17 protein-coding genes and 1 riboswitch are annotated in these 22,856 nt (G+C 65.3%); of the genes, 3 read left to right on the forward strand and 14 right to left on the reverse strand.

Going from position 1 to position 22,856, the window contains the following annotated elements; genetic code table 11:
- Positions 1-208: 208 nt before the first annotated feature.
- Positions 209-379: riboswitch (M-box (ykoK) riboswitch) on the reverse strand.
- A 176-nt stretch (positions 380-555) separates the two neighbouring features.
- The 8 genes from eccA to VGG53_RS17660 all read right to left on the reverse strand — a co-directional run bounded on the left by eccA (position 556) and on the right by VGG53_RS17660 (position 9,074).
- Positions 556-2,388: a type VII secretion AAA-ATPase EccA gene (eccA, locus tag VGG53_RS17625; RefSeq protein ID WP_331519367.1), complete on the reverse strand. Its 1,833-nt coding sequence runs from the start codon at positions 2,386-2,388 to the stop codon at positions 556-558.
- Between the two features lie 4 nt (positions 2,389-2,392).
- The gene (gene eccE, locus VGG53_RS17630; RefSeq protein WP_331519368.1) at positions 2,393-3,568 is read right to left on the reverse strand and encodes a type VII secretion protein EccE; all 1,176 of its coding nucleotides are present in this window, start codon (positions 3,566-3,568) and stop codon (positions 2,393-2,395) included.
- Positions 3,565-5,319 carry a type VII secretion-associated serine protease mycosin gene (gene mycP / locus VGG53_RS17635; protein WP_331519404.1) on the reverse strand — a complete coding sequence of 585 codons (1,755 nt, stop codon included), beginning with the start codon at positions 5,317-5,319 and terminating at the stop codon, positions 3,565-3,567. The genes eccE and mycP overlap by 4 nt, the downstream gene beginning before the upstream one ends.
- Positions 5,297-6,811, reverse strand: coding sequence for a type VII secretion integral membrane protein EccD (gene eccD, locus VGG53_RS17640; protein ID WP_331519369.1), 1,515 nt, complete (start codon positions 6,809-6,811; stop codon positions 5,297-5,299). Before eccD ends, mycP begins: the two co-directional genes overlap by 23 nt.
- A gap of 174 nt (positions 6,812-6,985) precedes the next feature.
- Positions 6,986-7,897 carry an ESX secretion-associated protein EspG gene (locus tag VGG53_RS17645; RefSeq protein WP_331519370.1) on the reverse strand — a complete coding sequence of 304 codons (912 nt, stop codon included), beginning with the start codon at positions 7,895-7,897 and terminating at the stop codon, positions 6,986-6,988.
- A gap of 86 nt (positions 7,898-7,983) precedes the next feature.
- Complete coding sequence (locus VGG53_RS17650; RefSeq protein ID WP_331519371.1) at positions 7,984-8,268, reverse strand: WXG100 family type VII secretion target; 285 nt, start codon at positions 8,266-8,268, stop codon at positions 7,984-7,986.
- Positions 8,269-8,311: 43 nt separating this feature from the next.
- Positions 8,312-8,608, reverse strand: coding sequence for a WXG100 family type VII secretion target (locus tag VGG53_RS17655; RefSeq protein WP_292989515.1), 297 nt, complete (start codon positions 8,606-8,608; stop codon positions 8,312-8,314).
- 166 nt (positions 8,609-8,774) lie between these two features.
- Positions 8,775-9,074 carry a PE family protein gene (locus VGG53_RS17660; RefSeq protein ID WP_331519405.1) on the reverse strand — a complete coding sequence of 100 codons (300 nt, stop codon included), beginning with the start codon at positions 9,072-9,074 and terminating at the stop codon, positions 8,775-8,777.
- Between the two features lie 467 nt (positions 9,075-9,541).
- Here VGG53_RS17660 and VGG53_RS17665 point away from each other — a divergent pair, with 467 nt between their 5' ends.
- Positions 9,542-11,263, forward strand: coding sequence for a serine/threonine-protein kinase (locus VGG53_RS17665; RefSeq protein WP_331519373.1), 1,722 nt, complete (start codon positions 9,542-9,544; stop codon positions 11,261-11,263).
- A gap of 15 nt (positions 11,264-11,278) precedes the next feature.
- On the opposite strand, the gene VGG53_RS17670 is transcribed toward VGG53_RS17665, so the two are convergent.
- The gene (locus VGG53_RS17670; protein WP_331519374.1) at positions 11,279-12,457 is read right to left on the reverse strand and encodes a cytochrome P450; all 1,179 of its coding nucleotides are present in this window, start codon (positions 12,455-12,457) and stop codon (positions 11,279-11,281) included.
- A 167-nt stretch (positions 12,458-12,624) separates the two neighbouring features.
- Here VGG53_RS17670 and VGG53_RS17675 point away from each other — a divergent pair, with 167 nt between their 5' ends.
- Both VGG53_RS17675 and VGG53_RS17680 read left to right on the forward strand, forming a co-directional pair.
- The gene (locus VGG53_RS17675) at positions 12,625-12,822 is read left to right on the forward strand and encodes a ferredoxin (RefSeq protein ID WP_331519375.1); all 198 of its coding nucleotides are present in this window, start codon (positions 12,625-12,627) and stop codon (positions 12,820-12,822) included.
- 60 nt (positions 12,823-12,882) lie between these two features.
- Positions 12,883-13,053: a hypothetical protein gene (locus tag VGG53_RS17680; protein WP_331519376.1), complete on the forward strand. Its 171-nt coding sequence runs from the start codon at positions 12,883-12,885 to the stop codon at positions 13,051-13,053.
- Positions 13,054-13,438: 385 nt separating this feature from the next.
- Here VGG53_RS17680 and VGG53_RS17685 read toward each other — a convergent pair whose 3' ends face one another.
- The 5 genes from VGG53_RS17685 to eccB form a co-directional block, all read right to left on the reverse strand.
- Positions 13,439-14,662, reverse strand: coding sequence for a PPE family protein (locus tag VGG53_RS17685; protein ID WP_331519406.1), 1,224 nt, complete (start codon positions 14,660-14,662; stop codon positions 13,439-13,441).
- 15 nt (positions 14,663-14,677) lie between these two features.
- The gene (locus tag VGG53_RS17690) at positions 14,678-14,977 is read right to left on the reverse strand and encodes a PE family protein (protein WP_331519377.1); all 300 of its coding nucleotides are present in this window, start codon (positions 14,975-14,977) and stop codon (positions 14,678-14,680) included.
- A gap of 305 nt (positions 14,978-15,282) precedes the next feature.
- Positions 15,283-16,638 (reverse strand): PPE family protein, encoded by a 1,356-nt coding sequence (locus tag VGG53_RS17695; protein WP_331519378.1) that lies wholly within the window; start codon positions 16,636-16,638, stop codon positions 15,283-15,285.
- 472 nt (positions 16,639-17,110) lie between these two features.
- Entirely contained in the window at positions 17,111-21,286 is a 4,176-nt protein-coding gene (eccCa, locus tag VGG53_RS17700) for a type VII secretion protein EccCa (RefSeq protein WP_331519379.1), read from the reverse strand.
- The gene (gene eccB, locus VGG53_RS17705; RefSeq protein ID WP_331519380.1) at positions 21,283-22,797 is read right to left on the reverse strand and encodes a type VII secretion protein EccB; all 1,515 of its coding nucleotides are present in this window, start codon (positions 22,795-22,797) and stop codon (positions 21,283-21,285) included. Before eccB ends, eccCa begins: the two co-directional genes overlap by 4 nt.
- Positions 22,798-22,856 lie beyond the last annotated feature (59 nt).

Consider the following 22,856-nt stretch of genomic DNA (forward strand, 5'->3'; position numbering starts at 1 on the left):
GCCCACTCCGTGAGGCGGAGACACGGCTTGGCGCAGACCGATTCAGTTGGCGGAGTCGCTGCCATCTCCGGATCGGAACCAAGCGGTCATCGATCTCGGATAGCTCTAAGCAGGACCATCCAAGAAAACGTGTATTGCCCCACCTCCTCCCGGCACACCCGCCGTGGAGGCTTCGAAGAGAGGAGCATTGCCCGACGAAACCGTCGGAGAGGCACCCCTCTCGACAGAGCTTTGGCACTGCACGGCGTATCCGGAAATTCCGGAAGCCACTTGGGCTCAACCCTTAAGCCGGGAGGAGCTGTCCTGACCCTGGGCGTCTTTCGACGTTCGAGGTCAGTGGCCTGTGTCCGCGCAGACGCCTCACCTAGCGAGGTGCATATAACGCCTGTGCGAGGTCATGGTGGCAGCGGTACGGTGCGCCGTCAACGCAACGGCCGTTAGGATGTCGTAAAGATTTGCCATGTCGGCGCCTATATCGGTCGGCCGACGGCGTTCGCGGCGACAAAAGTTAACTACGTGAACGTTCGTCGCGCTCGCAGCGAACTTCGGGCTGGTTTAGTCGGGCTTCTTCTCGGCCACCGCTGCGCTGAGTCCCTCGGCGAGGTCGTCGCGGGTCAGTTCCTTGAATCGGCGCAACTGGTCGTCGCTGAACTCGTCGAAGTCGCTGGCCAACACCGCGTCGAGGTCCTCGTCATCGAGCCGGAAGCTACGGTGATCGCGCGCCTTCTCCACCACGTTGCGTACGAAGCCGGCATTTCCCAGCGTGTCGATACCGCGGATCAGGTCGCCGTCGGGCGAGATCGTCTCATCGTCATAGAACCTGGTGTAGGACGGCAGCAAGACGTCGACCGCGTCATCGGTGATGACGTCCTCGTTTTCCCGCCCCATCAACTGGGTCAGCGCGATGAGCTCTTTGGGGTTGTAGCTGTAGAACTCGATGACGGTGGAAAACCGGCGTCGCAGGCCCTGGTTGACTTCCAGCATCTTGTCCATCGCTTTGGCGTAGCCGGCTCCGAAGACCACCAACTCGTCGCGGTGATTCTCCATGTAGAGCAGCAAAGTGTTGATGATCGCATTACCGTAGGCGTCGCCGGTGGAATAGCCGCTCTCGTGCAGGTTGTGCATCTCATCGAAGAAGACCGCCCCGCCCAGCGCCTCCTCGAGCATCTCCTCGGTGTTCTTTTCCGCGTCAGCCATGTAGCGGCCCAACAGTTTAGCGCGGCTGGTCTCCACCACCAGCGGCTTGCGGAGCACGGTCAGGCCGCACAATTGCTTCGAAAATGCCCGCGCCACAGACGTTTTTCCGGTGCCGGGCGGCCCCAACAACAACGTGTGCCGCGACGTCACCGGAACCGGGAGCCCCATTTTCGCGCGGGCCAGGTTGACCTTCGTCGTCGACTTGATCAGCTTGATTTCCCGCTTGGCGTGATCCATGCCGAGCATCGCGTTGAGCTCGACATCACCTTCGTCCAAATACTTCTTGGCCATCTCGGCATGACGGGCGGACTCCGCCTCCTCGCGGGTCGGCGCGCTGTCGACATCCCACGGGTCCGTCCTGGCTTCGATGGTTTCCGGATCTGTCAGCACCAGCCGATAGTTGGCGTTGTCCAACGCCTCGCGGGCCGGCGTGAACTTGGCATCGCGTGAGTAGACCCGGCGTAAGCATTCCACCGCTTCTTCTTCGCGGCCCATGTGCCGAAAGCACATTCCTTGGGTGTACATCGCGACGTTGGCCGCGCTGGGCACCCGGTCGCCCTCGATCGCTTCCTGAGCGCGACGGGTCGCTTCCTCGAACACCCCGAGGGAAGCGAGCGCGGTGGTGGCCATCGCCGCCCCGGCAGCCTTCAGTTCGGGGTGACGCCAGCCGGCGCCGGGCGGGAATTGGACGAGCACGTCCGGCCAGCGTCCGGTGCGGAAATGCAACAACCCCCGTACGTACTTGATCAACTCCTCATCGGAGGCGTGCCGTGGCGTAATCGAATCCAACAGCTCCGCGGCTTCCGTGTACCGCTTCGCCTCGGTGAGAGCGGCCGCGTAGCCGGCAGCCAACGACTCCACGCTGGTGACTGCCAGCTTGAGGAACATTCCGTCGGAGATCTCGGGTCGGAATTCCAACTCCGTCAAGCCGAGTCGCCGGATCTCCCAGCCGAAGGTCTTGACGGATTGCCATGCACCGGTGAGCACTTCGATGGTCTGGTCACCGGCCAGCAGCCGCGCCAGCCAGCCGTCGCACATCTGCGGGTCGAGACTGGTGGCCGTCGTGAACATTCGCAGGGCCACTTGCGGATTGTGGCTGGGCTGAAGCCCGTTGACCGAAATACCGGACGCAAGGAGCCCCGCGACCATCGCGTTGCGGGAGTCCGGCGCGTTGGTCAGCGGTCGGGTCATCTTGTCATCGTAAGGCTTCGGCCGCGCCTGCCTGTTGCCCTGCCACTGCGCCAACCGGAACCCGGATGTCCTCGCTGTGGCCCAACGTCCGGCTCGGCATCGGCAGCGGCCGGCGCGACGTCGGCGCCGGGAGGCTGGCAGCCACCGCGCCAAGCTGGCGCCCGGTGAGCCGATTCAGTCCGCTGAAAGCCTCTTTACGCAGGCGCTTGTCGCTGTGGTAGCGCACCCACACCGACACGTCAGCCTCATGACCCTCCGCGATGATGCGGATCGTCAGCACGGTGACGTCGGCGTCAGTGAGCCACAGCTCCTCGAGTGTCTCGCTGGTGATGTCTCCAGGTGAAACCCAGAAGCTGGTCACGTAGCCGTCCGGGGTCTTCAGGTAGCGCCAGAAGGGCCGAACGTGCGCCGGTTGCAGACCGGCCAACACGGCGTCGTCCACCTCGACGATCTCGTCGGCGGTCAGCGGCCTGGCGGCGCAGTTCCGACCGTCGAGATCATGTGCCAGCCGCTCGGCGGCGGCGGCCAGGGTGCAGGCCACCGAATCGCGGGCGGCTACGGCGCTGACGTTGTGCTGCGGGTCCATTCGCAACACCAGCCAGGTGCTCCGCTCCTCGATCGGACGTCGATCGCGACCCGCTCCGAAGTCATCGCGAACGGCCGACTGGACGCCCTTGCCCGCGGGGCGTGTGCCCACCGAGATGATGTCGACGCTGTCCAGACGGACGTCGAACTGCCGCAACGACGTAACCACAGCCTCCAGCGGGATCGTCACCGCCAATGCGTCGCGGTGGCGATGCCGGCCCGCCTCTCCTGTGCCGTCGACGGCAATCACCGCGATCAGCTGGCCGCCGTACTCGCGGATCCCCACGGTGTCGCGGCTGAATTGGCGCCGGTGGTCGACCGCCGGGGTGCAACCGACGGTCAGTGCCTCCGGGTCGGCGTACCAGTTTCGGACCCGAGCGATCGGCGCCGACGAGACGGGCACCCCCCCGTTGGTCAGCAGGGCGACAACCGTCACCAACACCGCCAGGGCGACGCCGACCCAGAAGGCGGCGTGACCGGCCTGCCAGGAGTCGGGCAGATGGCTCGCAATCACCATCAACGCGACGTCAATGAGGAACACGGTGGTCACCCGTGCCCACGACAGGGACAGCCCGTACTCGCGTTGTGCCTTCATTCCTGTCTCCCTGCTGTCTTTCTCATCAGGACCGCTCCGCCGAATACCAGACCGGCCAGCAGCACCGCACCACCCAGACCACCGGCGGCAACCCACACCGGCACCATGTTGCGCGGGGCAGGCGCCGGCGGCAGCTTCAGCGGCTTCGCCGAATCTTTCGGCAGGACAGAGCCTTCGGGCACGTCCCAGGTCAGTGCGGCAACCGGATCGACGACCCCGTAGCCGATTTGGTTGTCCACCCCGCGAGCAGGTGCCCTCGCGGTGTGAATCAACCGATTGATGATCTGGTGCGACGACAGTTGCGGGTATTTCGCCCGCACCAGAGCCGCCACACCGGACACGATCGCGGTGGAGAAACTGGTCCCGGACGGCACCAACAAGGTGTTGTCCGGACCGTCGATGGCGTTGATCAGGCTGTCATCTCGCGGCGAGAGCCCGATCACGTCGGTACCCGGAGCCGCGATCGACACCCACGGCCCGGCCACACTCAGCTTGTCCATCGGCGTGCCAGAGGAATCCACCGCGCCGACAGTCAACACGTAGTCGCTGAACCAGGACGGCGTCACCACCGTGGTTGCGCCGTTCCAGTCGCGAGAATCGCTGGGGTGCAACGGATCAACCAACGGATTTTCTTTGCAGTCACGCTGACTTGTGTCGCCTGCGGCTGCGACGATCACGGCATCTTTGTCGACCGCCGCGTAACGGACCGCCGCGCCCAAGTCGGGCTGGTCGATCATGCTGCGCGCACTCATGCACAACACCTGCGAGATGTTGATCACCTGAGCGCCCAGGTTGGCCGCGTGCACGATCGCCCGTGCCATGGTCCGAATGTTGTCCGACTTCTGCCGGGTCTGCGGATCCTCGTCACCGGTGTAAGCGTCCTTCAGGCCAAAAGCCTGGCTGGACTGGCGGATTGAGATCAGGTCGACGTCGGGGGCAATGCCGGTATATGCGTCGCTCGGCGCCGGCGGCGGTGGCTCGAGCGGCGGTGGCGCGGCCGGTCGCGGGTAATCCACAGAGACCACCTGACCGTGCTTGCCGCCGGAAAAACCGGGCAACACTGCCGTGCCGCGGCCATGATTGGCCGCCCCGGGGGACTTAGGCGCCGGCGGGCACCACGGACACGCCGGAGCCGGCTCCTCCGACGGCGGCGCCGGGGGCACCAACGTGATCGTCTGGGGAGGAGGCGGGGCCACACTGATCGTTTGCGGTGGTGGCGCGGGCGGGGGTGGCTCCCGGGTCGGAACCGGGGGTGGCCGCCGCGGCCCGGGTGCTTCGGCTGGACCGGCGGTCCCCGACCCCGCTGCGATCATGGACGCCACGATCGTGCCGTGCGCGTCGCAGTCGGACAGCCCGTCACCACCGCCCATCACGTAGTCGCCGCCGGGAATCAGGTGCGGCAGCCTCGGGTGCGGGGTCACGCCCGTGTCGATGACGGCAACCTTCACCCCGGCACCGCGGCCGAACCGCCACGCTTCGGCCAGGTTGAGCATGTCCATGTACTTCGGCTGAATCCGAAAGTCGCTGCCCGGCAATACCCCAACCTCGGTGCAGTACGAATTCTGCTTCATCGGCTGGGGCGGTCCGGGCGGACTGTCCGGCGGCACTGCGGCGGGGTCGATTCCCGGCGGGTTGATCGCATAGGCAGGCGACCCGGACAGTGCGACCGAAGCGACGATCAGAGTGGTGGCAGTCACTGCGGCCGCGCGAAGCGGCCGCAGTTTGCGACTACCGGTACCGGATCGCTGCATAGACATTCATCAACCACAATGCCAGCGGGAAAATCGGCATCAGGCAGAGGTATTCAACCCACTCCACGAGCTTGCGGAACAGCGGGCTGTAGATGGTGTTGGGCACTGTCGCCGCCGCCGTCAATCCCGCAGCGGGCAGCAGCACTGCAAGGCCGGCTGTCACCGACACCGCAGCCGTCGAGGACAGCACCAGCGAGTAACGCACGATGACGGCACCGACGATCAGAACCGACGTCACCGCCAGGATGATTGCCTGCCAGCGGTCAACGTAGGAGCGGCCACGCAGCATCAGGAAGCCGGCAGTGGTTGCGACCAACAGCAGCGGCAGCCAGCGGTCCTGAGCGCGTGGGTCGGCTACGCCGGCCAACGACACGATCGTCAGCACACCCAGACCGACCAGCAGTCCGGTCAAGAACGACCGAGCCCGCTCGGCCCGCAGCACCACGTCTTGGATGGAGGCGGGCCCTTCCAGGGTCGGCCGGCCGCCGTCGACGCCGTGCGCCACGGTGGTCGGCAGATCCGGCCGGGCCTCGAACACCCAGCGGCTGGTGGCCGACGGAAAGACCGGCAGCCGGATCCCGGACAACCAGCGAGACATCGCCGGCGCGCTGTGGTAACCGAACACACACACCAGCAGGATGCTGGTCAGCAGCGTCACCGCTCCGGTGCCGAATGCCATTCGGGCCAGGCTCGCTACCGTCGCGGCCAGCGACACGGTGACGATCGCCGTACCGGTCCCCAACCGACGGCCGGTGAACCGCATGATCAGCATCGCTGCCACACCGGAGACGGCAAAACCCATCACCGCATGTGGCGAGCCGACCGGCCCGGGCGGCGCCGACGCGGCAGCCAGCGCAAGCGGCGCGATCCCGCTCCACAGCATCATGTCGCCGGCGCGACGGTTCTGCACGGTGTGGGCGCGGCCCAGGATCAGCAGCGCCACGGTGAACACCAGCACCGCGATGACCGCGGCGTAAGGAGCCGGGACCCAAGAGTCGTGCCGCAGCCGGAACCAGCCCAGCAGCAGCGACGCCAGCAGCACACCGGTTGCGACCATCGCCGCGCCGACCTGGATGGCCACCGGCGGGTTGATCGACGAGAACCGCTTGCTGAGGTTCACCGAGACAGCCGTCGAAATGTGCTCGATCACCTGCGAGCGGTGTTCAGTGTCGTCGACAAAGCGCAGCCACAACCGGTCGCCGTCGTATACGTCCTGCTCGGTCAGCGACTGGGTGGCCCGCAGCGGCGTGCCGTCAACCAGGCACAGGGCCCAGCGACCGCGCTGCCTGGCCTCCAGCGCGGTGAGACCCAATTCCCGCAGGCGGACGTTGACGACCTTCAGCAACGGGTCGACCATCACCGAAACCGGGGCGTTGGCGTCCAGCAGGACACCGATCTGCACGCCCTCGCCCGCGATGATGCCGATCACCGCCGATTGGGGCGATGAGAGTGCTTCTGTGCCTGGCTGTGGCGCCTCGGCTACTGCGGTCATCGCTGCACCCCTCTATCGACGAATTGTGGGTCCATCTGTCTTGCCTCGCTATGTGGAATTGTGACGTCGCGTCCCAATTGTTGAGCAGATTCTAGAGCATTTCACCGCATCCGCACCATTGCTGAATGCTGCACCGAAAATCGTTGGCGCGCGCGATATTTGCGTAAAGATTAGTTAAACTCTGCTATGCGTTTTCCACTCGCCGTAGGGAAGTGTCTCCAACACGGTCTTCACACCGACCTGAACCAACTGCGGGGTGGCCGGGCAGATCGCCAGCCACGCCTCGTTCGAGCCGGCGGTCCGCGCCTGTTGATACATCGCGATCCGGCCGCCCGAGCCGTCCTTCAGCGACAACACCGAGGCGCTGGGGGCTTTGTCGTCATCGCGATATTGCCGGGCGTACACCGCCGCCTCGGCCCCCGGGTCTGACAGCGCCTGGCCGAGCGCCGCGACGGTTGCGGCGCTGATCCCCAGCCGTCGCAGGTCTCCCCCGGAGAAAACGTTAAATCCTGAGCTCTGCCAGGCTTTCGTGATTTCGAGCATCTCTTCGAGCGGCACGTTGACCGCATTGATCGCGGCGGGTTCGGCATGGTGGATCGACTCCAGCGCATCGAACACCAGCGTCGCGATCGACGTTGTGTCGGCGATCGCGACGTCGTCGACGGTGATCTCGTCGCCGACCCGCACGGCCGATACCCAATGCTGGCCACGCCGGGCCAGCAGCACCCGAAACTCGTTGTCCGGGATGTCGCGGGAGCCGACCTGCTCCTCCTCGCCACCCTCGTCTTTTTCTTTGACGCCGTAGAGCAACTTGCCCCGGGACAGCAACGCCACGATTTCAAGATCGGGCGCGGCCAGCACGCGCATTCGCGCGGCGACGGCGTCATTAACTGTCTCGTCGTTCACGATGCCTTGTTCGCGCATGACCGCCATGCCCGGGTGCTCGTTGAGCCAGTCCATGGAATCGGTGGATACGAATGGCCGACATCGCAATTCCGGTGCGACATGGCGAATATCGAGCAACGCTTGCAACATCCAGAAACCCTCGACATTGACGGTGATGTCGGTGCGTGTGCTTTGATCCATCGCTTCTCTCGTGTCTCGTGTTCGCGGCTATCGCACGACGCGGCAGCACACCTGAATGGGTGTGCTGCCGCGCCCTGTGCTGACTGTCAGGCCCAGCTCGAGCCAACAGCGGAGTCGGTGCTCGACATGTTGTTGCCGGCTGTCTGCACCTTCTGGCCGTGGCTGTTGGCCTGCTGGTAGATCACCTGGAAGTTACGACCCAACTGGGTGATGAACTCCTGGCAGGCCACCGAACCTGAACCGCCCCAGAAGTCACCGGCGGCCAGCACATCGCGCACGATGGCCTGGTGTTCGGCTTCCAGGTTGGCGGCTTGGGCGCGGATCAGCGCGCCGTGGGCGTCGACATCACCGAACTGGTAGTTAATCGACATTTATCTGTCCTCCTGTGTGTGAAAGCTTACGCTGGTCAGCGAGCTAGCTGCTCAGAATCTGCTGAGAGGCCTGCTCTTGGGACTCGTAGTTGTTCGCGTCGCGGATCAGCCCATCCCGCACCCCGTGCAGCATGTTGACGATGTTGCGGAAGGCGGTGTTCATCTGGCCCATGGTGTCGTAGGAAGTCGCTTGCGCGGTCCCGCTCCAGCTCGCCCCGGCGATGTTCTGACTCGATGCCCACATCTTGCGGGCCTCATCCTCGACAGTCTGAGCGTGCACGTCGAAACGGCCCGCCATCGCCCGCATCTCGTGCGGGTCAGTCATAAAACGCGTAGGCACTTACCTGTCTCCTTGATTGAGTAGTAATCGACTGCAATGAACGTGGTCGTCGGACGGGTTACCCGAGGTAGCCGCCGACTTGAGACACACGGCTGTTCCCCCCTTCCCCCTTAACTGGCTGCCACCGCGCGTGGCGCCACAGTGGGATGGTCTCCATCGACGGCACTCAGCCCGCCGCGGCTGCATTGGCGGCCTCGGTGGCCGCGTAGGAACCGGCGCTGGTGCCCAACGTGTTGACAAACATCTCGTGGATCGCCGCCGCCTGGGCGCTCACGGCCTGGTAGAGCTGCGCGTGCGCGGCGAACTGCGCGGCGGTCAGGGCGGAAACCTCATCGGCCGCGGCAGGGACCACGCCTGTCGTTGGCGCCGCCGCAGCCGCATTCTGAGCGCTCATCGCTGAGCCGATGCCCTGGAGGCTGGTGGCCGCTGCCGACAATGCCTCCGGCTGTGTGGTCACGAACGACATTCCGACTTCCTCCTGGTCAGTTCCGGCAATCTGTCCGTGCACGAGAATAGACGTGTGCACCGCTCGATGCTGGTGCTGGAACTGGGTGTTTGCAACTGTTCACCCGACGGCAACAACTGTTCATCTCCGGTAACAGCCGAGTAACAGTGACGGCGCTGGCAAGGCAGGCCAGCCGCGTCAGGAACGCCGTGACATGCGCAAACCTGTTGGTCTGAGTCGAGCGACGGTGCCCCCGGCCCCGTCAACGCGATCGCACGCCGCCCCGACGCGGCGGACGGATGGGAACCCAAAGCGGAAAAAATCCAGCCGCGAATAACGTCCGGCGGAATGCGTTTACCAGGCTTCACCTGGGCGTTTGCCGTAGGGTGGCTCGCCGGTACGGCGGCGTTGCCGGTATCGGACGGTCGATGCCGGCCGCCAACGGTTTCGGGATGCCACCCGGTGTCGGGCGTGGTTAGGATCTGACCATGCCGTTCACCAGCGGCTCGACCTTCAGTGGATACAGCGTCCTGCGGCTGCTGGGCCGCGGGGACACCGGCGAGGTCTACCTCGCACAGCATCCGCGGCTACCGCATTGGAACGCCTTGAAGGTCTTGGCAGCCACGCTGACCGAAGACCGCGAGTTTCGTGACAGGTTCATGCGCGAGACACCGATTGCGACCAGCCTGTATCACCCCCACATTCTCGGCGTCGAGTATCGCGGCGAGTCAGACGGGCAGCTGTGGGTCACCATGGACTACGTCAACGGCACCAGCGGCGCGGAGCTGATCGCCGACCGCTACCCCGCCGGTATGCCTGCCGGTGAGGTGCTGGCGGTCGTCACGGCCGTCGCCGATGCGCTCGACTACGCCCACGGCCGGGGCATGCTGCACCGCGCAGTCAAACCGAGCAACATCTTGTTCACCAACCCCGCTGACGGCGAGCAGCGGATACTGCTGACCGACTTTGGGTTGGCCCCGCGGCTGGGCGATCCCGACGGGCCCGAGCTCACCGGTGCGACGGTTGCCCACGCTGCACCGGAACAGTTGACGGGTGCCGACATCGATGGACGCGCGGACCAGTATTCGCTTGCGACCACCGCGTATCACCTGCTAACCGGCACGCCACCATTCCAGCAGTCGAATCCGGTCGCGGTGATCAGCCAGCACCTGACCGCACTGCCGCCCAGTCTCCGCGATCAACGGCCCGAGCTGGCACGACTCGACGGCGTGTTCGCCGTCGCGCTCGCCAAAAATCCCCGCGATCGGTTCAACAGCTGCCGTGCTTTCGCGGACGCCCTGAGCCACGGCGCCGGAGCATGGACCGGGGATCGCAGTCCGGAGGCCTACCTCACGGTGGTCGACTATCCCGAAGACGACGACACACTCGAGACCCCGTCGGCAGCAGCTGAACCGGCGGCGTCGGCTACAGCCGCCTTTTTCCCGACCTGGGCCAAGACGGTGCGGCACCTCGCGCAGCATCATCAGGCGGCCAAAGACGAAGTCGCGGTTGACGCTTCCGCCAGGCCGGTGGAGCCCCGGCGCAGCCGATGGCCCTGGATCATCGGGCTGGGTACCGCTGCGGCATCGCTGTGCGTCGGCCTGGTCGCTGTCGGCGTCATCATCGGCCGCGGGAATGACACCGGCTCCAGTCACGCTGCCGGCGCCCCGGCGCCCATCCGTAACTCGGCGCCAAAAGCTGCGCCTCCCGCCAACAGACATGATTTCCCCCGCGCGGGTGAGGCGCTGGACGGGTCTTACCGCATCGACGTGAATCGCACCCAGCAGACCTATAACGGCGCCGCTGACCCGCAGCCGCCGGACGTCAACACCTGGTGGGCGTTCCGAACGGCGTGCACGCCGAAATCCTGCGTGGCAACCGGAGCCATGCTCGACGAGACCGGTCATCTACACCGGAGCGAGACTGGCGGCAGCAAGCCCGTCGTCATGGACTTTCACAACGGCGCCTGGCAATCGCGACCGGAGACGGAGCTCTTCGCCTGCCTGGGCCCGGACGGGGCGCCCGCCAAACAGACCACCACACAGGTGATCTGGCTGCAGCAGGCCCACGGTGCGTTTCGCGGGACGATGACCGTCACGGTCGAAAGCAACGAGTGCAGCCAGCAAGGTGCCACGATAAAAATCCCGGCGGTGGCCGCTCGCGTCGCCGAGGTTCCGCCCGGCGTCGAGGTGCCCGGCCCGCCTCGCTGACAAGCGCGGCGCGGTTCAGCCGAATCGCAGCGGTAATTCCGTGAGCGCGAACGTTTTACTGGGAAACTTGATCTGGGGCTCGTAGTCCGGCACCAGCTCGAACTCGGGGATCCTCTTGAGCCATTCGTCGACGATCACCGTCAGCTCCATACGCGCCAGGTGAGATCCCAGACAGCGGTGCGGTCCGCCGCCAAATCCCCAGTGCCGGTGGACTTTACCGTCCATGACCAGTTCGTCAGTGGAAATCGAGTCGCTGCCGTCCCGGTTGACCGCGGCCATGCAGAGGTGCACCGATGAGCCCGCCGGCAACGTCATGCCGCCGACGACGGTGGTCTCGGTGAGTACTCGTGGCGCCACCGGCGCGGACGGCTCCAAGCGGACCACCTCCTCGATGAAAACCCGGATCTGCCTTGGATTGCCGCGCAGTTGTGCGCGCAACTGCGGTCGGCGCGCCAACTCCAGCAGTGCGAAACCGATCGCTGCGGTCACCGTGTCCAGCCCTGCCAGGATCAGCAAATGGCTCATGCCCAGCAGCTCAAGATCAGTGAAATTGCCCTCACCGGTCATCACCGCTGACAGCATGTCCGAACCAGGGTTCTCCCGACGCTGCTGAATTGCGTCGGCGAGGTATTCGTAGAGCTCGCGGGCCGGGGCAGTGTCGGCCTCGGTGAGGTACGGCTTGTCAGCCATCACAGCGTTTTTCCAGCCGATCAGGCGATCACGGTCCTCCAGCGGCAAACCATACAGGTCGACGAACACCTGGAACGGGTAGATGCGCGCGAGATCTTTCATCACCTCACACCCTCCCCCGCCGGCGATCGCGTCGATCATGTCAGCAGCGTGGCGAACCAACACCGGGCGTGACTTACTCAGGCCGTGTGGGCTGAAGAACGGCTGCAGGATTCTGCGGTAGCGGGTGTGCTCCGGCGGGTCGAACGCCAGCGGCACAACCGGTACCGGGCTCCCTGGAGGCTGAAGCGCCAATCGGGACGAAAAGACCCTGGGGTTGCGCAGCGCTGCCAGCACATCCTCGCGACGGGTGATGTAGTAGTAGCCGTTCATATACACCACCGGCCCGGCATCACGCAGGACCTTCCATCCGACGCCGCGATCGGCCGTCATCGGCAGGGCGGTGTATTCGAGCCGCGGTAGGTGAAAGCTGCTGCCGTACAGGCTTTCATCAATGGTGCTCATACCCGCGTTCTTTCCTGTGTCGGCTCGTTGGTCTCGCTGGCGGCGTCGCGCCGACGGCGATAGTGAACATGGTAGGTGTTCGGTTGCATCGCGTTGTCGCGGTTGGCGCCGATGTGCACGATGTCTTCTAGAATCGGGGTCGTGTGCAGTCGACGGAGGATCACCCGATGAAGGTTCGGCTCGAGCAGTCGAGGTGCGTGGGGCATGCGCAGTGCTACGCGGTAGACCCGAACATTTTTCCGATCGATGAGGCCGGCAACTCCATTCTGGAAGAGCACGAGGTTGCACCCGAGGACATAGCGGTAACTCGTGACGGGGTGGCGTCGTGCCCGGAGATGGCGCTGATCCTCGACGAGGATTTGTGAGCCGATTAGCTTGACGGCCAGGCTAATTCACATCAGTCAGTAGTCACGGTCTGGCTTCGCATGCAGAAACCGACCTTGCAGCGCCCGAAGCAGGCCATGTACTTCGTCGAGGCGAGCCTGTATCTGCGTCAGATCGTGAAGCCGGGGGAAACTGTCGGAGTCGGGTCGCTGATCCGGGGCTCGCCCGATGTGGTGCGCAAGCTCCTGCAATTCGGCGCACTCGGCTTGTAGCAGTCCCTCGAAAACCCGCGCCTGAGCGATCTCAGCCGGCCGTACCGGGACCGCCAACGCGCTTGCTGTGCTGTGCGTTCGGTGATTGTCGAAGGGTTTCGGACGGGCGTAGGCGGCGCTTGGCGGCCTCGTTGAAACAGCGAGCGAACCAGATGCGTCAGCCTGTTGCGCCATCCGACACTCCCGCCGCACCCCGATTGTTCACCCACAGGCAACCTACGCCATCGCTTCGGCGGGACTCAAGTGCTTCTGGACCTACCACAACTGTTCATTTTCGTGCCACGAACGCGACACCCTTGATTCACCAAAGCCTAAGCATCACATCGGCACTGAGGCGCGCCGCCGTAACGATGACGGTTCAGCGGCGACGCGGAATCGGTTGACGTCAGCCGGCGAACGGCGGGCGTGACATCACTGTCGGTTTGAACCCGTAGCGGGGGCCCGACCCGCCCATGTGTCCGGCGCCAGGACCGGCGAACGGCACGCCGCCCATCATATTCCCGGCGCCCTCGGGAGCAGCGCTGACGTGGCTGATCGGCAATGGGCTATGCGGCGCCGCCAGTGGCGTGCTTCCGACCCACGAAGGTGGCACCGACAATTCTCCGAGCACGCCTGCTTCGCCCATACTGGCGGACACGCCAGAGCCGGCCGCGGCAGCGTGACCACCGCCCAGCATGCCGCCGAGGCCACCTAGGCCGCCGGTCGCAGCGCCGGCTGCGGCGCCGCCTCCACCTCCCGCCCCGCCCAAGAGGCCCAAGGTCTTCGCCATCTGAATGCCGAAGTTTCCCATACCGACGCTGAAGTACGGCAGACCCTCGGTGTTGTAGAACACGCCCGCGAACGGCGAGTAATCGTTGAACAACGCCGAAAGCGATGTCGGCAGAACGGTCGTCCCGAACACCAGGCTGAAAAGCGATTGCAGCGGGCTCAACGAGGTGGTGGCCGCCGAGGTGGGCGACGCGAGGCCTTGCAGCGAGGTCGGCAGCGACGACGTCAGCTGTTGCAAGATCGACTGGGAGCCGGTGGCGGCCGAGCTGCCGGTTGCTGTGCTGACCGCCGCGGCTTGGGTGGCCGTCCCGGCGGGATTGGTTGTCGCCGCCGGCGACGCGAACGGCGTGACCTGGGCGGCGGCCGCGGACTGTCCGGCGTAGTTGTACATCGCCGCCGAGTCCTGGGCCCACATCTCGCCGTATTGCCCTTCGAGTTGCGAGATCGCCGGGGTGTACTGACCGAAAACGTTGGCCTGCAGCATCTCGCTGACCAAAGCACGGTTCGACGCGACGAGCGGCGGGGGCACCGTCGCCGCGAACGCCTGCTCGTAGGCGGCGGACGCCGACCTGGCCTGGGCGGCCGCTTGCTCGGCCTGAGCGGCGGTGGTGGTCATCCACGACACATAGGGTTGCGCGGCACCCGCCATCGAGGCCGATGCCGGCCCCATCCACTCGTCACTGGCCAACTCTGTGATCACCCGGTCGTAGCCGGTCGCGGCCGAACTCAACTCGGCGGCAAGGCCATTCCAGGCCGAAGCGGCAGCCTGCAGCGACGACGAACCCGAACCGGAATACATAAGCGCCGAGTTGATTTCGGGCGGTAGCGCCCCAAAATCCACCACTAGACTTTCTCCTTAACCTGCCGCGGCAGCGTTGGCGGCTTCGGTTGCGGCGTAAGAACCGGCGCTGGTCCCCAACGTGTTGACGAACATTTCGTGGATTGCCGCAGCCTGGGCGCTGACCGCCTGGTACAGCTGAGCGTGCGCGACGAACTGGGCGGCGGTCAGGGCCGAAACCTCATCGGCGGCAGCAGGAACGACCCCCGTCGTCGGGGCCGCTGCTGAAGCATTTTGGGCGTTCACCCCCGCGCCGATTCCCTGCAGACTGGCGGCCGCTGCCGACAATGCTTCCGGCTGGGTGGTTACGAACGACATCCGGTTTCCTCCTCAAGAACCCTCAAGAACCGTGACCTTGCACGAACTTCGACGAAATCCTCTGTTATGAGATTAGATGGTCGCTCTCGCACATTTCCGCGACGACGCTCAGTGTTCATACCTCGAGAGCCACTGTTCATCCCTGGATATCAGATGTTCACTACGAATTCGCCTGCCGTTGGCGACCACCGGTTGCCCGAATTGGCGGCCCTACGCCGTTACGTCGGCGTGTGCCGCACACCCGACAAAGTTCGCAAAGCTGAATTGCCAAGGCCACCATGGTCTGTCGCCGTTGTTCGCCGACGTTATCCGGCAGACGGTGGGCGTGGCATCACGGAATGGCGGAATCCGTAACGGACGACGAATCCGCCGCCGCCGCGGCCTCCGGAGCCGGCCCCCATCGGTACACCACCGAGCAGACCATTCGACCCCGGTCCGCCGACTCCGCCGTGCGCCGCAGCCGCGACGGCAGCACCGTGGGGCATCGCTCGGACGGCGTGGATAGTTTCGGCGAGTTCCGGGTTGTTCAGTTCCAGCTGCAACAGCTCTTCGTCTTCCAATTCTCTGAGCTCGTCGATGTCGATCATGTCGCTGGCGGGTGCGTTCGCGTGCCAGTTCGACGGTACGGACAGCCGCCCGATGGTTTTGGCGTGGCCGACACCCGCCGAGACCGGGCCACCCCCGTGGCCGAGCGCGAGCCCGGCGAATTGCGGCGTTGGATACCACGCACCGCCTGCCCCGGCTGTTGCCCCCTGCCCAAAGGTCAACTGCTGACCCATGCTCCAGCCGAAGTTTCCCAGACCTACCCCGAAGTAGGCCTGCAGTGTCTGCTTGAGGAAGGTAGTCAGGTTGGCGTTGGTCAGTCCGAGTCCAAGCCCGCCGCTGGGGAAATTCGTGTAGGTGTTTTGTATCAGCTGCTCGAGCCACTGGAAGACTCCAGTGGGGGCTGTGGTCGCCGTAGTTGCCGTGGTTGTTGTCGTCGTCGTGGTTGTCGCGGCAGTGGTTGACGCTGCGGTCTGTCCGGAGCTGCTCGGCGCCGAGGCGACGGCGTTTTGGGCCACTGTGGCGGCTTGGCTGGCCGGCGTCGCGGCGGCTTTGGCCACCGCCCCGGCTTGCGAGCTCGACGCGTCCTGGTTGGTGGTCGGCGGCGGTTCGTTGAACGGCGTGACCTGTGCGGCGGTCGCGGAGTCGCCGGCGTAGCCGTACATAGCGACGGCGTCCTGGGCCCACATCTCCGCGTAGAGGATTTCGGTGGACATGATTGCGGGCGTGTTCTGACCGAAGAAGTTCGTCGCCACCAAGGCTGCCAACAATGCGCGGTTGGCGGCAATCGCCGGCGGGGGCACGGTCATCGCGAACGCGGCCTCATACGCCGCCGCCGCGGCGCGGGCATGGTTGGCGGTCTCCTCGGCCTGGGCAGCGGTCGTGCTCAGCCAGTCCACGTACGGCGTGGCGGCGGCCATCATCGCCGACGATGTCGGGCCTACCCACGAATTGCTCGTCAGCTCCTGTAACGCGGATCCATAACCGGTGGACGCGAAGCCCAACTCTGCAGCCAGAGCGTCCCAAGCTTCCGCAGCGGCCAACATTGGCCCCGGTCCGGGTCCCGAGTACATCCGCCCGGAGTTGACCTCTGGCGGCAACAGCCCGAAATCCAGCACTAAACCCCTCCGTCAGCAAGCCAGGTTTGCGTGGGCCGCCCCGGTCGCCACCGTGCGGCAGCGGGCGGCGTTGTCGTTGACTGGTCAGTGATCGGCGCGGGTTGGTCGTGAACCGCACGGTCGATCGTGATGCGCGGAGCGCGGTACGTGGTCACAGACGAAATACGCTTTCTTTCCTCGGTAACCCTCAGAACCAACAACATTGGACACCGACGCTCATCACTGAACAGTCGCTTGCTGCAACGTTAGATCGCCGCGCGGGCCATCTGCGACACCGACGCCGAGTATTCACGCCTCTACAAGCAGTGTTCATCCATTAGCAACTGCTGTTCATCCAATGTTGGGTTTTCCGCCATCCGGTCGGCGAATATCGGTGGGGCCGATCACAATCGCCACGCCTGACCGATGGCGTGCTGAGTGAACGGAAAGGTCCCCCCGCCCGTAGAGGCGAGGGGACCGTTACCAGATCCAGCTATCGACGAAGGTCCGTGGCCGCAACCTGGACGAACACCCCAGTGTCCTCGGCCATCAGCAGGCCACGACCGCGAGGCAACGGTCCACCCTTCATCTTGCCGCGGATGAAGCCCTCGTCGGGGTCGGCGTCCATGACCAGCAGCGGCGCGTTGGCCTGAGCCAATGCCCGCAGCATCGGGTCGCTGCCCGCCGAGGACCAGCCACCGAAGGTGCGGGTGATGATCACGTGCAAGCCGACATCGGCTGCGCGCGTCACCCATGGCGCGGCCCTTTGCAGTGGTGAGTCGAAGCCCGGCGGCAGTTGCTGAACGTCATCGATGATCAGGAAGATCTCCGGACCGCTCCACCATGCGCGAGACAGCAGCTCTTCGGCCGACAAGCCCGGCGGTGGTTCACGACGGGCCAGCACGCCACCCAGCTCCTCCATCATGGCCGCGACGCCATCGAGGTTGTAGGCGAACTTCTCGACGTAATCGGTGCCCAGCGTGGTCAGCAACTGACGACGTGGGTCCACCAGCCACACCTGTGCCGACGGACGCGAAGTCGGTTGCGCGATACTGGCTCCCGGCTCATACACCCGCCCGATCTCGGACATGATGGTTGCCAGCGTCGTGGTCCGGCCACATTCGCGTCGGCCGGTCACCATCAGGTGCGCGTTCTCGGCGAAGTTGAGATACACCGGCTGCAGGTCCAATTCGTTGATGGCCCAAGCGATTCCACCGACCCCGACGTTCGTCCGCCGATCTGCCTGAGCCAGCGTCCGCACCTGCTCCAGGCCGAACTTCGCGGGAAGCCTGCGCACGTGCGGTGCATTTCCGGCCGCGACCTGGCTGACCGCCGCGCCAACGCTGTCGGACGCGAAGTCGTTGTCCGGCGTGCCGGCAAGCGCCGGCCTGGCGACCAGCGTGTGCAGACCCGATTGCGGATCGCTGTCCAGCCGAACGTAGTTCACCGCGACCATGCCGCGACCGGGCTTGACCGGAACGTCCTTGGCGAACCGTGAGCGCACCAGCTTGGCGTCCTCGACCGCAGCCAGACGCAGCTCGATTCGGGACCCGAAACCGCTGCGCACCGGCGGCCGCAGCTCGGACTCGCGGTCGGCCGTGGCCACCACGTGGATACCGAACGACGGTCCCTGGTTGATGATCTGGTTCACCTGCTCGATGAGCACCTCGTTCTCTTCGGCAAGCGCCCGGTAGTTGTCGATCACCAGGAAGACGTCGCCGAATCCGTCGTTGGGCACGCGGCCCGCCTCACCGCCGAACTTGCGTCGCCGGAAGACCTCCATCGACGGAACGTCGTATTCGAGGAAGGTGTGCTTGCGTTCACGCAGCAGCGCAAGCAGTTCGGCTACCGTGCGGCGAACGCCGTACGGGTCGGTCGGGCCGACGACTTCGCCGACGTGCGGCAGGCCGGCCACGGTCGTCAGCGCGGTGCTGCTGTACGCCAGGACATAGAACTGCACCTGCTCGGGCGTGTGGGTCAGCGCGGCCGAGGAGATCAGCGTCTGCAATGCGGTGGTCTTGCCCGATCCACCGGCGCCCAGGATCAACACGTTGGCACCGGGCCCAGAGGTGTCCACCGTCCACGGCGGCTGGTCGTGCTTGAACGGCCGGTCGACGATCCCGATCGGGAACACCAGATCGAGCGCCGTGCCGTACTGCTCCTGCCATGGCCGATCGAGGAACCGGTTGACCAGATCCTCGATCGCCACCGGCCGGTTTAGCGGTGGTTGCCACAACCGGTAAGGCTGGAAGTCGATGCGGCGAAGCTGATCGATGATCACCGTGCCGACCTTCGGCGTCCGGATCGCTTCTTCCTCTTCTTCTTCCTCGGGCGCACCGTTTACGTCGAAGGCCTCGTCGTGACCCTCGCCGTTGGTCAGCGCGGCGAAGTCATCCGGCCCGGTCACACTGACCTCGATGGGTGTGAAGCCAGTGGTAAACAGTTGCGGCCGAATGTAATCGACGGAATGGGTCAGCATCGCCGGTCCGTCGTCGTCGAGCGAAACGCCGCGCCGGTAATCGCGCCACAGGAACTCGGCCTGGAACCGGATGATCTCGTCGAGGCTCTTGCGGAAGTAGCCCAGACCGGCCTGCGCGGGCAGGTTGACGGCGTTGGGAACACCGGCGGCCTGCGCCGCTCCGGCGGTACGTGCTTTCAGCACCAACCGGTAACCCATGTTCTCCATGAGCTTTTCGGCCCGGCTCTCGATCGTCTGCGAGGCCATCATCAGGTGGATCCAATAGGCGCGACCCTGGCGGCCGATGGAGTCCAGGACGTCGACAGCGGTCGGCATGATGCGGAACCACTCGTAGAACTCGTCGATGACCACGACCAGCATCGGCAGCGGCGGGATGTCCTGACCGCGTGCGCGCATCCGGGAGCGCATCTCGTTGTATTCCTTGGCGTCATCGACACCGGCGTTGTCGCACACCGCCTTACGACGGGCGATCTCGCCCCACAGCGAGTCCAGGAAGCGCTCCATGAGCGCCTGGTCCTCTTCGAGGTCGGTGATGATCCGTGACACGTGCGGCACGCCGCTGAACGGCTTGACCGCCGAACCACCCTTGAGGTCGGCCAGCACAAACTGCAGTTCGTCCGGTGGATGCGCCAGCATCAGCGACTCGAGCACGGTACGCACCAGCGTCGACTTCCCCGAACCGGTGGTTCCCGACATGACTCCGTGCGGGCCGTCGCCGCCCTCGTCGAGGGACTTCATGTCGAGGAACAGCAGCTCGCCGTTGTCCGAGCGGTTTCCGAACGGCACCCGCAGCCGGGACCGGCTGGTCAGCGCATCGCGCCGACTGCTCCACAGCGATTCGAAGTCGATCTCGGACGGATCCTCAATTCCGTAGTAGGACAGGATGTCTCGAGCGCCAATCTGGGCCACCCGTTGACCGATCTCCTCGTAGGCCTCGGCCAGCCGCCAGCGGGCCACCCGCTGCGCGAACTGCTCGGCCTCGGGCTCAGTCACGTCGTCGGCGAGGGCGAAAAACCACTTGTTGTCGTCGATCACCATCCAGGTGTCGCGGTCGCGGGGCAGCGCCTCGATCACCCCGATGTCGTTGGTGAACTTCAGCACGCGTTCGGGATTGCCGGTCCACAGCGCAGAACCGGTCAGGTCGAAGAACGTCACACCGTCAACACCGTCGACGCTGATGACGTATTCCCATTGCGGGTCGTCGACGTCGGCGATGATCACGTGGTGGGGCGTCGGGGTCTCCGCTGACGAGCTTGCGTGCCGGGGCGTGAAAGAGCCACGCCCAGCGAACAATTCGGCCTGGTCAGCGGCGAACTCACGTACCGACCCGTACACCATCCGCGCATTGCCGGCAGCGTCGCGACGGCGCGGATCACCGAAGTGCGGCAGCCACTTGACCCAGTCCCACTTGCTCATGTCGGAAGTGACCACGATCATCTGCACGTGGTCAGGCCCGTGTGAGAAGGCCAGCTGGCAGATGATCGCCCGCATGAGACCCAGGGTCTGCTCGCGATTGCCGACCAGTGCGTACCACGGCTCGACAAGCAGCGACACCATCTTCGGCAGGTTGTACACGACGCTCTGGTAGCGCCCGAATTCCTGTAGTGCCTTACCCGTTACCGGCTCTAGCTCGATGTCGGTCGGCATATTCTGCGGCTCACCCCAGGTCACCTCGGGCCGGGTCATGCCCACGCCGATCCGCGCGACGCCGAAGTTGAGGTCCTTGCCGTCCGGCTTGCGCTCCCACATCCGCTGCGACCCGACCGCGGCCGGCAGCGTCGTCGGATCCGGGTGGAACCACCGGTAGTTGGCGTCCATGCTGTCGGCGGACTCGTTCGCGGTCTCGCGCAGCATGTCGAGCATCAGCATGAATTGGGCCCGCATCGCGTCCAGCTTCGGCCGGCTCATCTGCTGCTGGCCGCCGAAGCGGCCACCGAACATCATCATCGCGACGCCGCCGATCATGAAGATCGGGAAAATCGAACCGGCGCCCAGGAACATCCGCGAACCGTTGGCGACTGTCATGCCGACCATGCCGACCAGCAAGCCGACCACCAGCACGCCGACCACGATCAACCACCATGGCTTGCCTTCTGGCGGCGGAACACTCAGCGGTGTCGGCAGGACGATGTTTTCCGGCCTGACGGCGGGCGCCCGGTCGGGCGTTGGACGTGCGAAACCTTGCTTCACTTCGGTACCACCAACTCTGCGGGGCTCATATCGGTCGGGAGGGTGTCATGACGCACCAGCGCATCGGCGCGCGAAAGAGCGGGTCCGGGTGCCAACAGCCGCAAGGCAACCCACGGTGCCGGACTGGGCTGGGAATTCAATCCGAGCGCCGCGCGAGCATCCTTCGTGTTGTCCACGCCGAACCGCACACCGGAACTCGAGAGCCACCACAGTGATTCGGATGTGCTCGAGCCCGGGTCGTTGCCGGTGACGACGACCCAGTTGCCGTACTCAGGGCCGAAGTAGACGCGGTCGGCTTCGCGGCCAGACGAGTCCGCCTTGACCAGCGACACGACCTGATCGGCGGCGCCACTGCTCACCGGGATGGTCGGTCCGGAGATCACCTGGACTCGCGCACGCTCTTCGCCAGCGGTCTTCTGCCACCACCAGCACGTCGCCGGGTTCTCCTTGATGTCGACCGGGCTCAGCGGGCCGTCGGGATAGGCCGACAGGTCCAATCCGTTGACCACCGGCATCTTCGCCAGCGACGCAGGCGCCACCACCACCGGTGAATTGCCCGCCGGCGTGCCGGCATTCTGCAGGATCTGGGCGACCACCGAGTTGACCGTCTGCACACCGTCGGTCAGCACCACTGAATACTGTTGCGGCCCACTGATTTGCGGTGTCACGATCACGGTCCCGACTGGCCCTGGTGCATTGGCGAATGTCGCCGGCTTGCCGGCGTCCGGCACCTTCGGCACCGACAGCTCGGGGCCGACCGGCAACGAGTCGTACAGTGCCCGACTCATCGGGCGCGCCTGGGTGACGTTTTCCGGGGTCAAGCCCAGCGGCAGCAACACCGCCCGGTTCATCGAGTCGATGCGCGACCGCCGCCCCTGCCGGATCACGTAGGTGTCTTTTTCGTAGTGCAGCACCACAGCGTCCGACCCGCTCAACACGTGCCGGCGATTAGAGAGGTCAGGCGTGCCGTCGATCACGGTGACGGTCACCGGCGAGGGCGCGCCCACCCCCGCTTTCGGTGCCACCGAGTCGCACACCAGCCACGACGAGGTCGCCGGGGTGGTCGGGGAGAACTCCGACGGCGCGCCGGGGATACCCACCAGCGGCCCGTGCGGCTGCTGGGCGATCTGACTCCCCCGTACCTTGTGCGGGTTGTCCGCGCGTCCGGCGATCAGCCGGGCCGACGCGAGGTTCAGCGCCGGATACAACTTGTCGCCGACCCGGACATACAGCGCCCCGGAATCGCGGTCGGCAATGATCGGTGACTCGTTCAGCTGCCCGGAAGGGTTGATGAACGAGTACAGCAATGCGCCCAGGCAAATCACCAGCGCCGCGGAAATCGATGCCACCACGGCCAGCGTCTGACGCCGGCCGGGCTCGATCTCCATCCGGACCCGCCAGCGCGTCAACGCCATCGCGGTGCGGCGAGCCAGGAATTGGTAACCGGTTACCTGGGTCCGGGTGGACAGCCCGAGGCCGTAGCCCGAACCCCGCTGCTGGTCACCGGCCATGGCTGAGCACGCTCCGTGCCGACATGACGGTTGGACGCTGTGTAGTCCCACGATTCACA

Source organism: Mycobacterium sp., assembly GCF_036490025.1.
In the GTDB taxonomy this organism is placed as follows: domain Bacteria; phylum Actinomycetota; class Actinomycetes; order Mycobacteriales; family Mycobacteriaceae; genus Mycobacterium.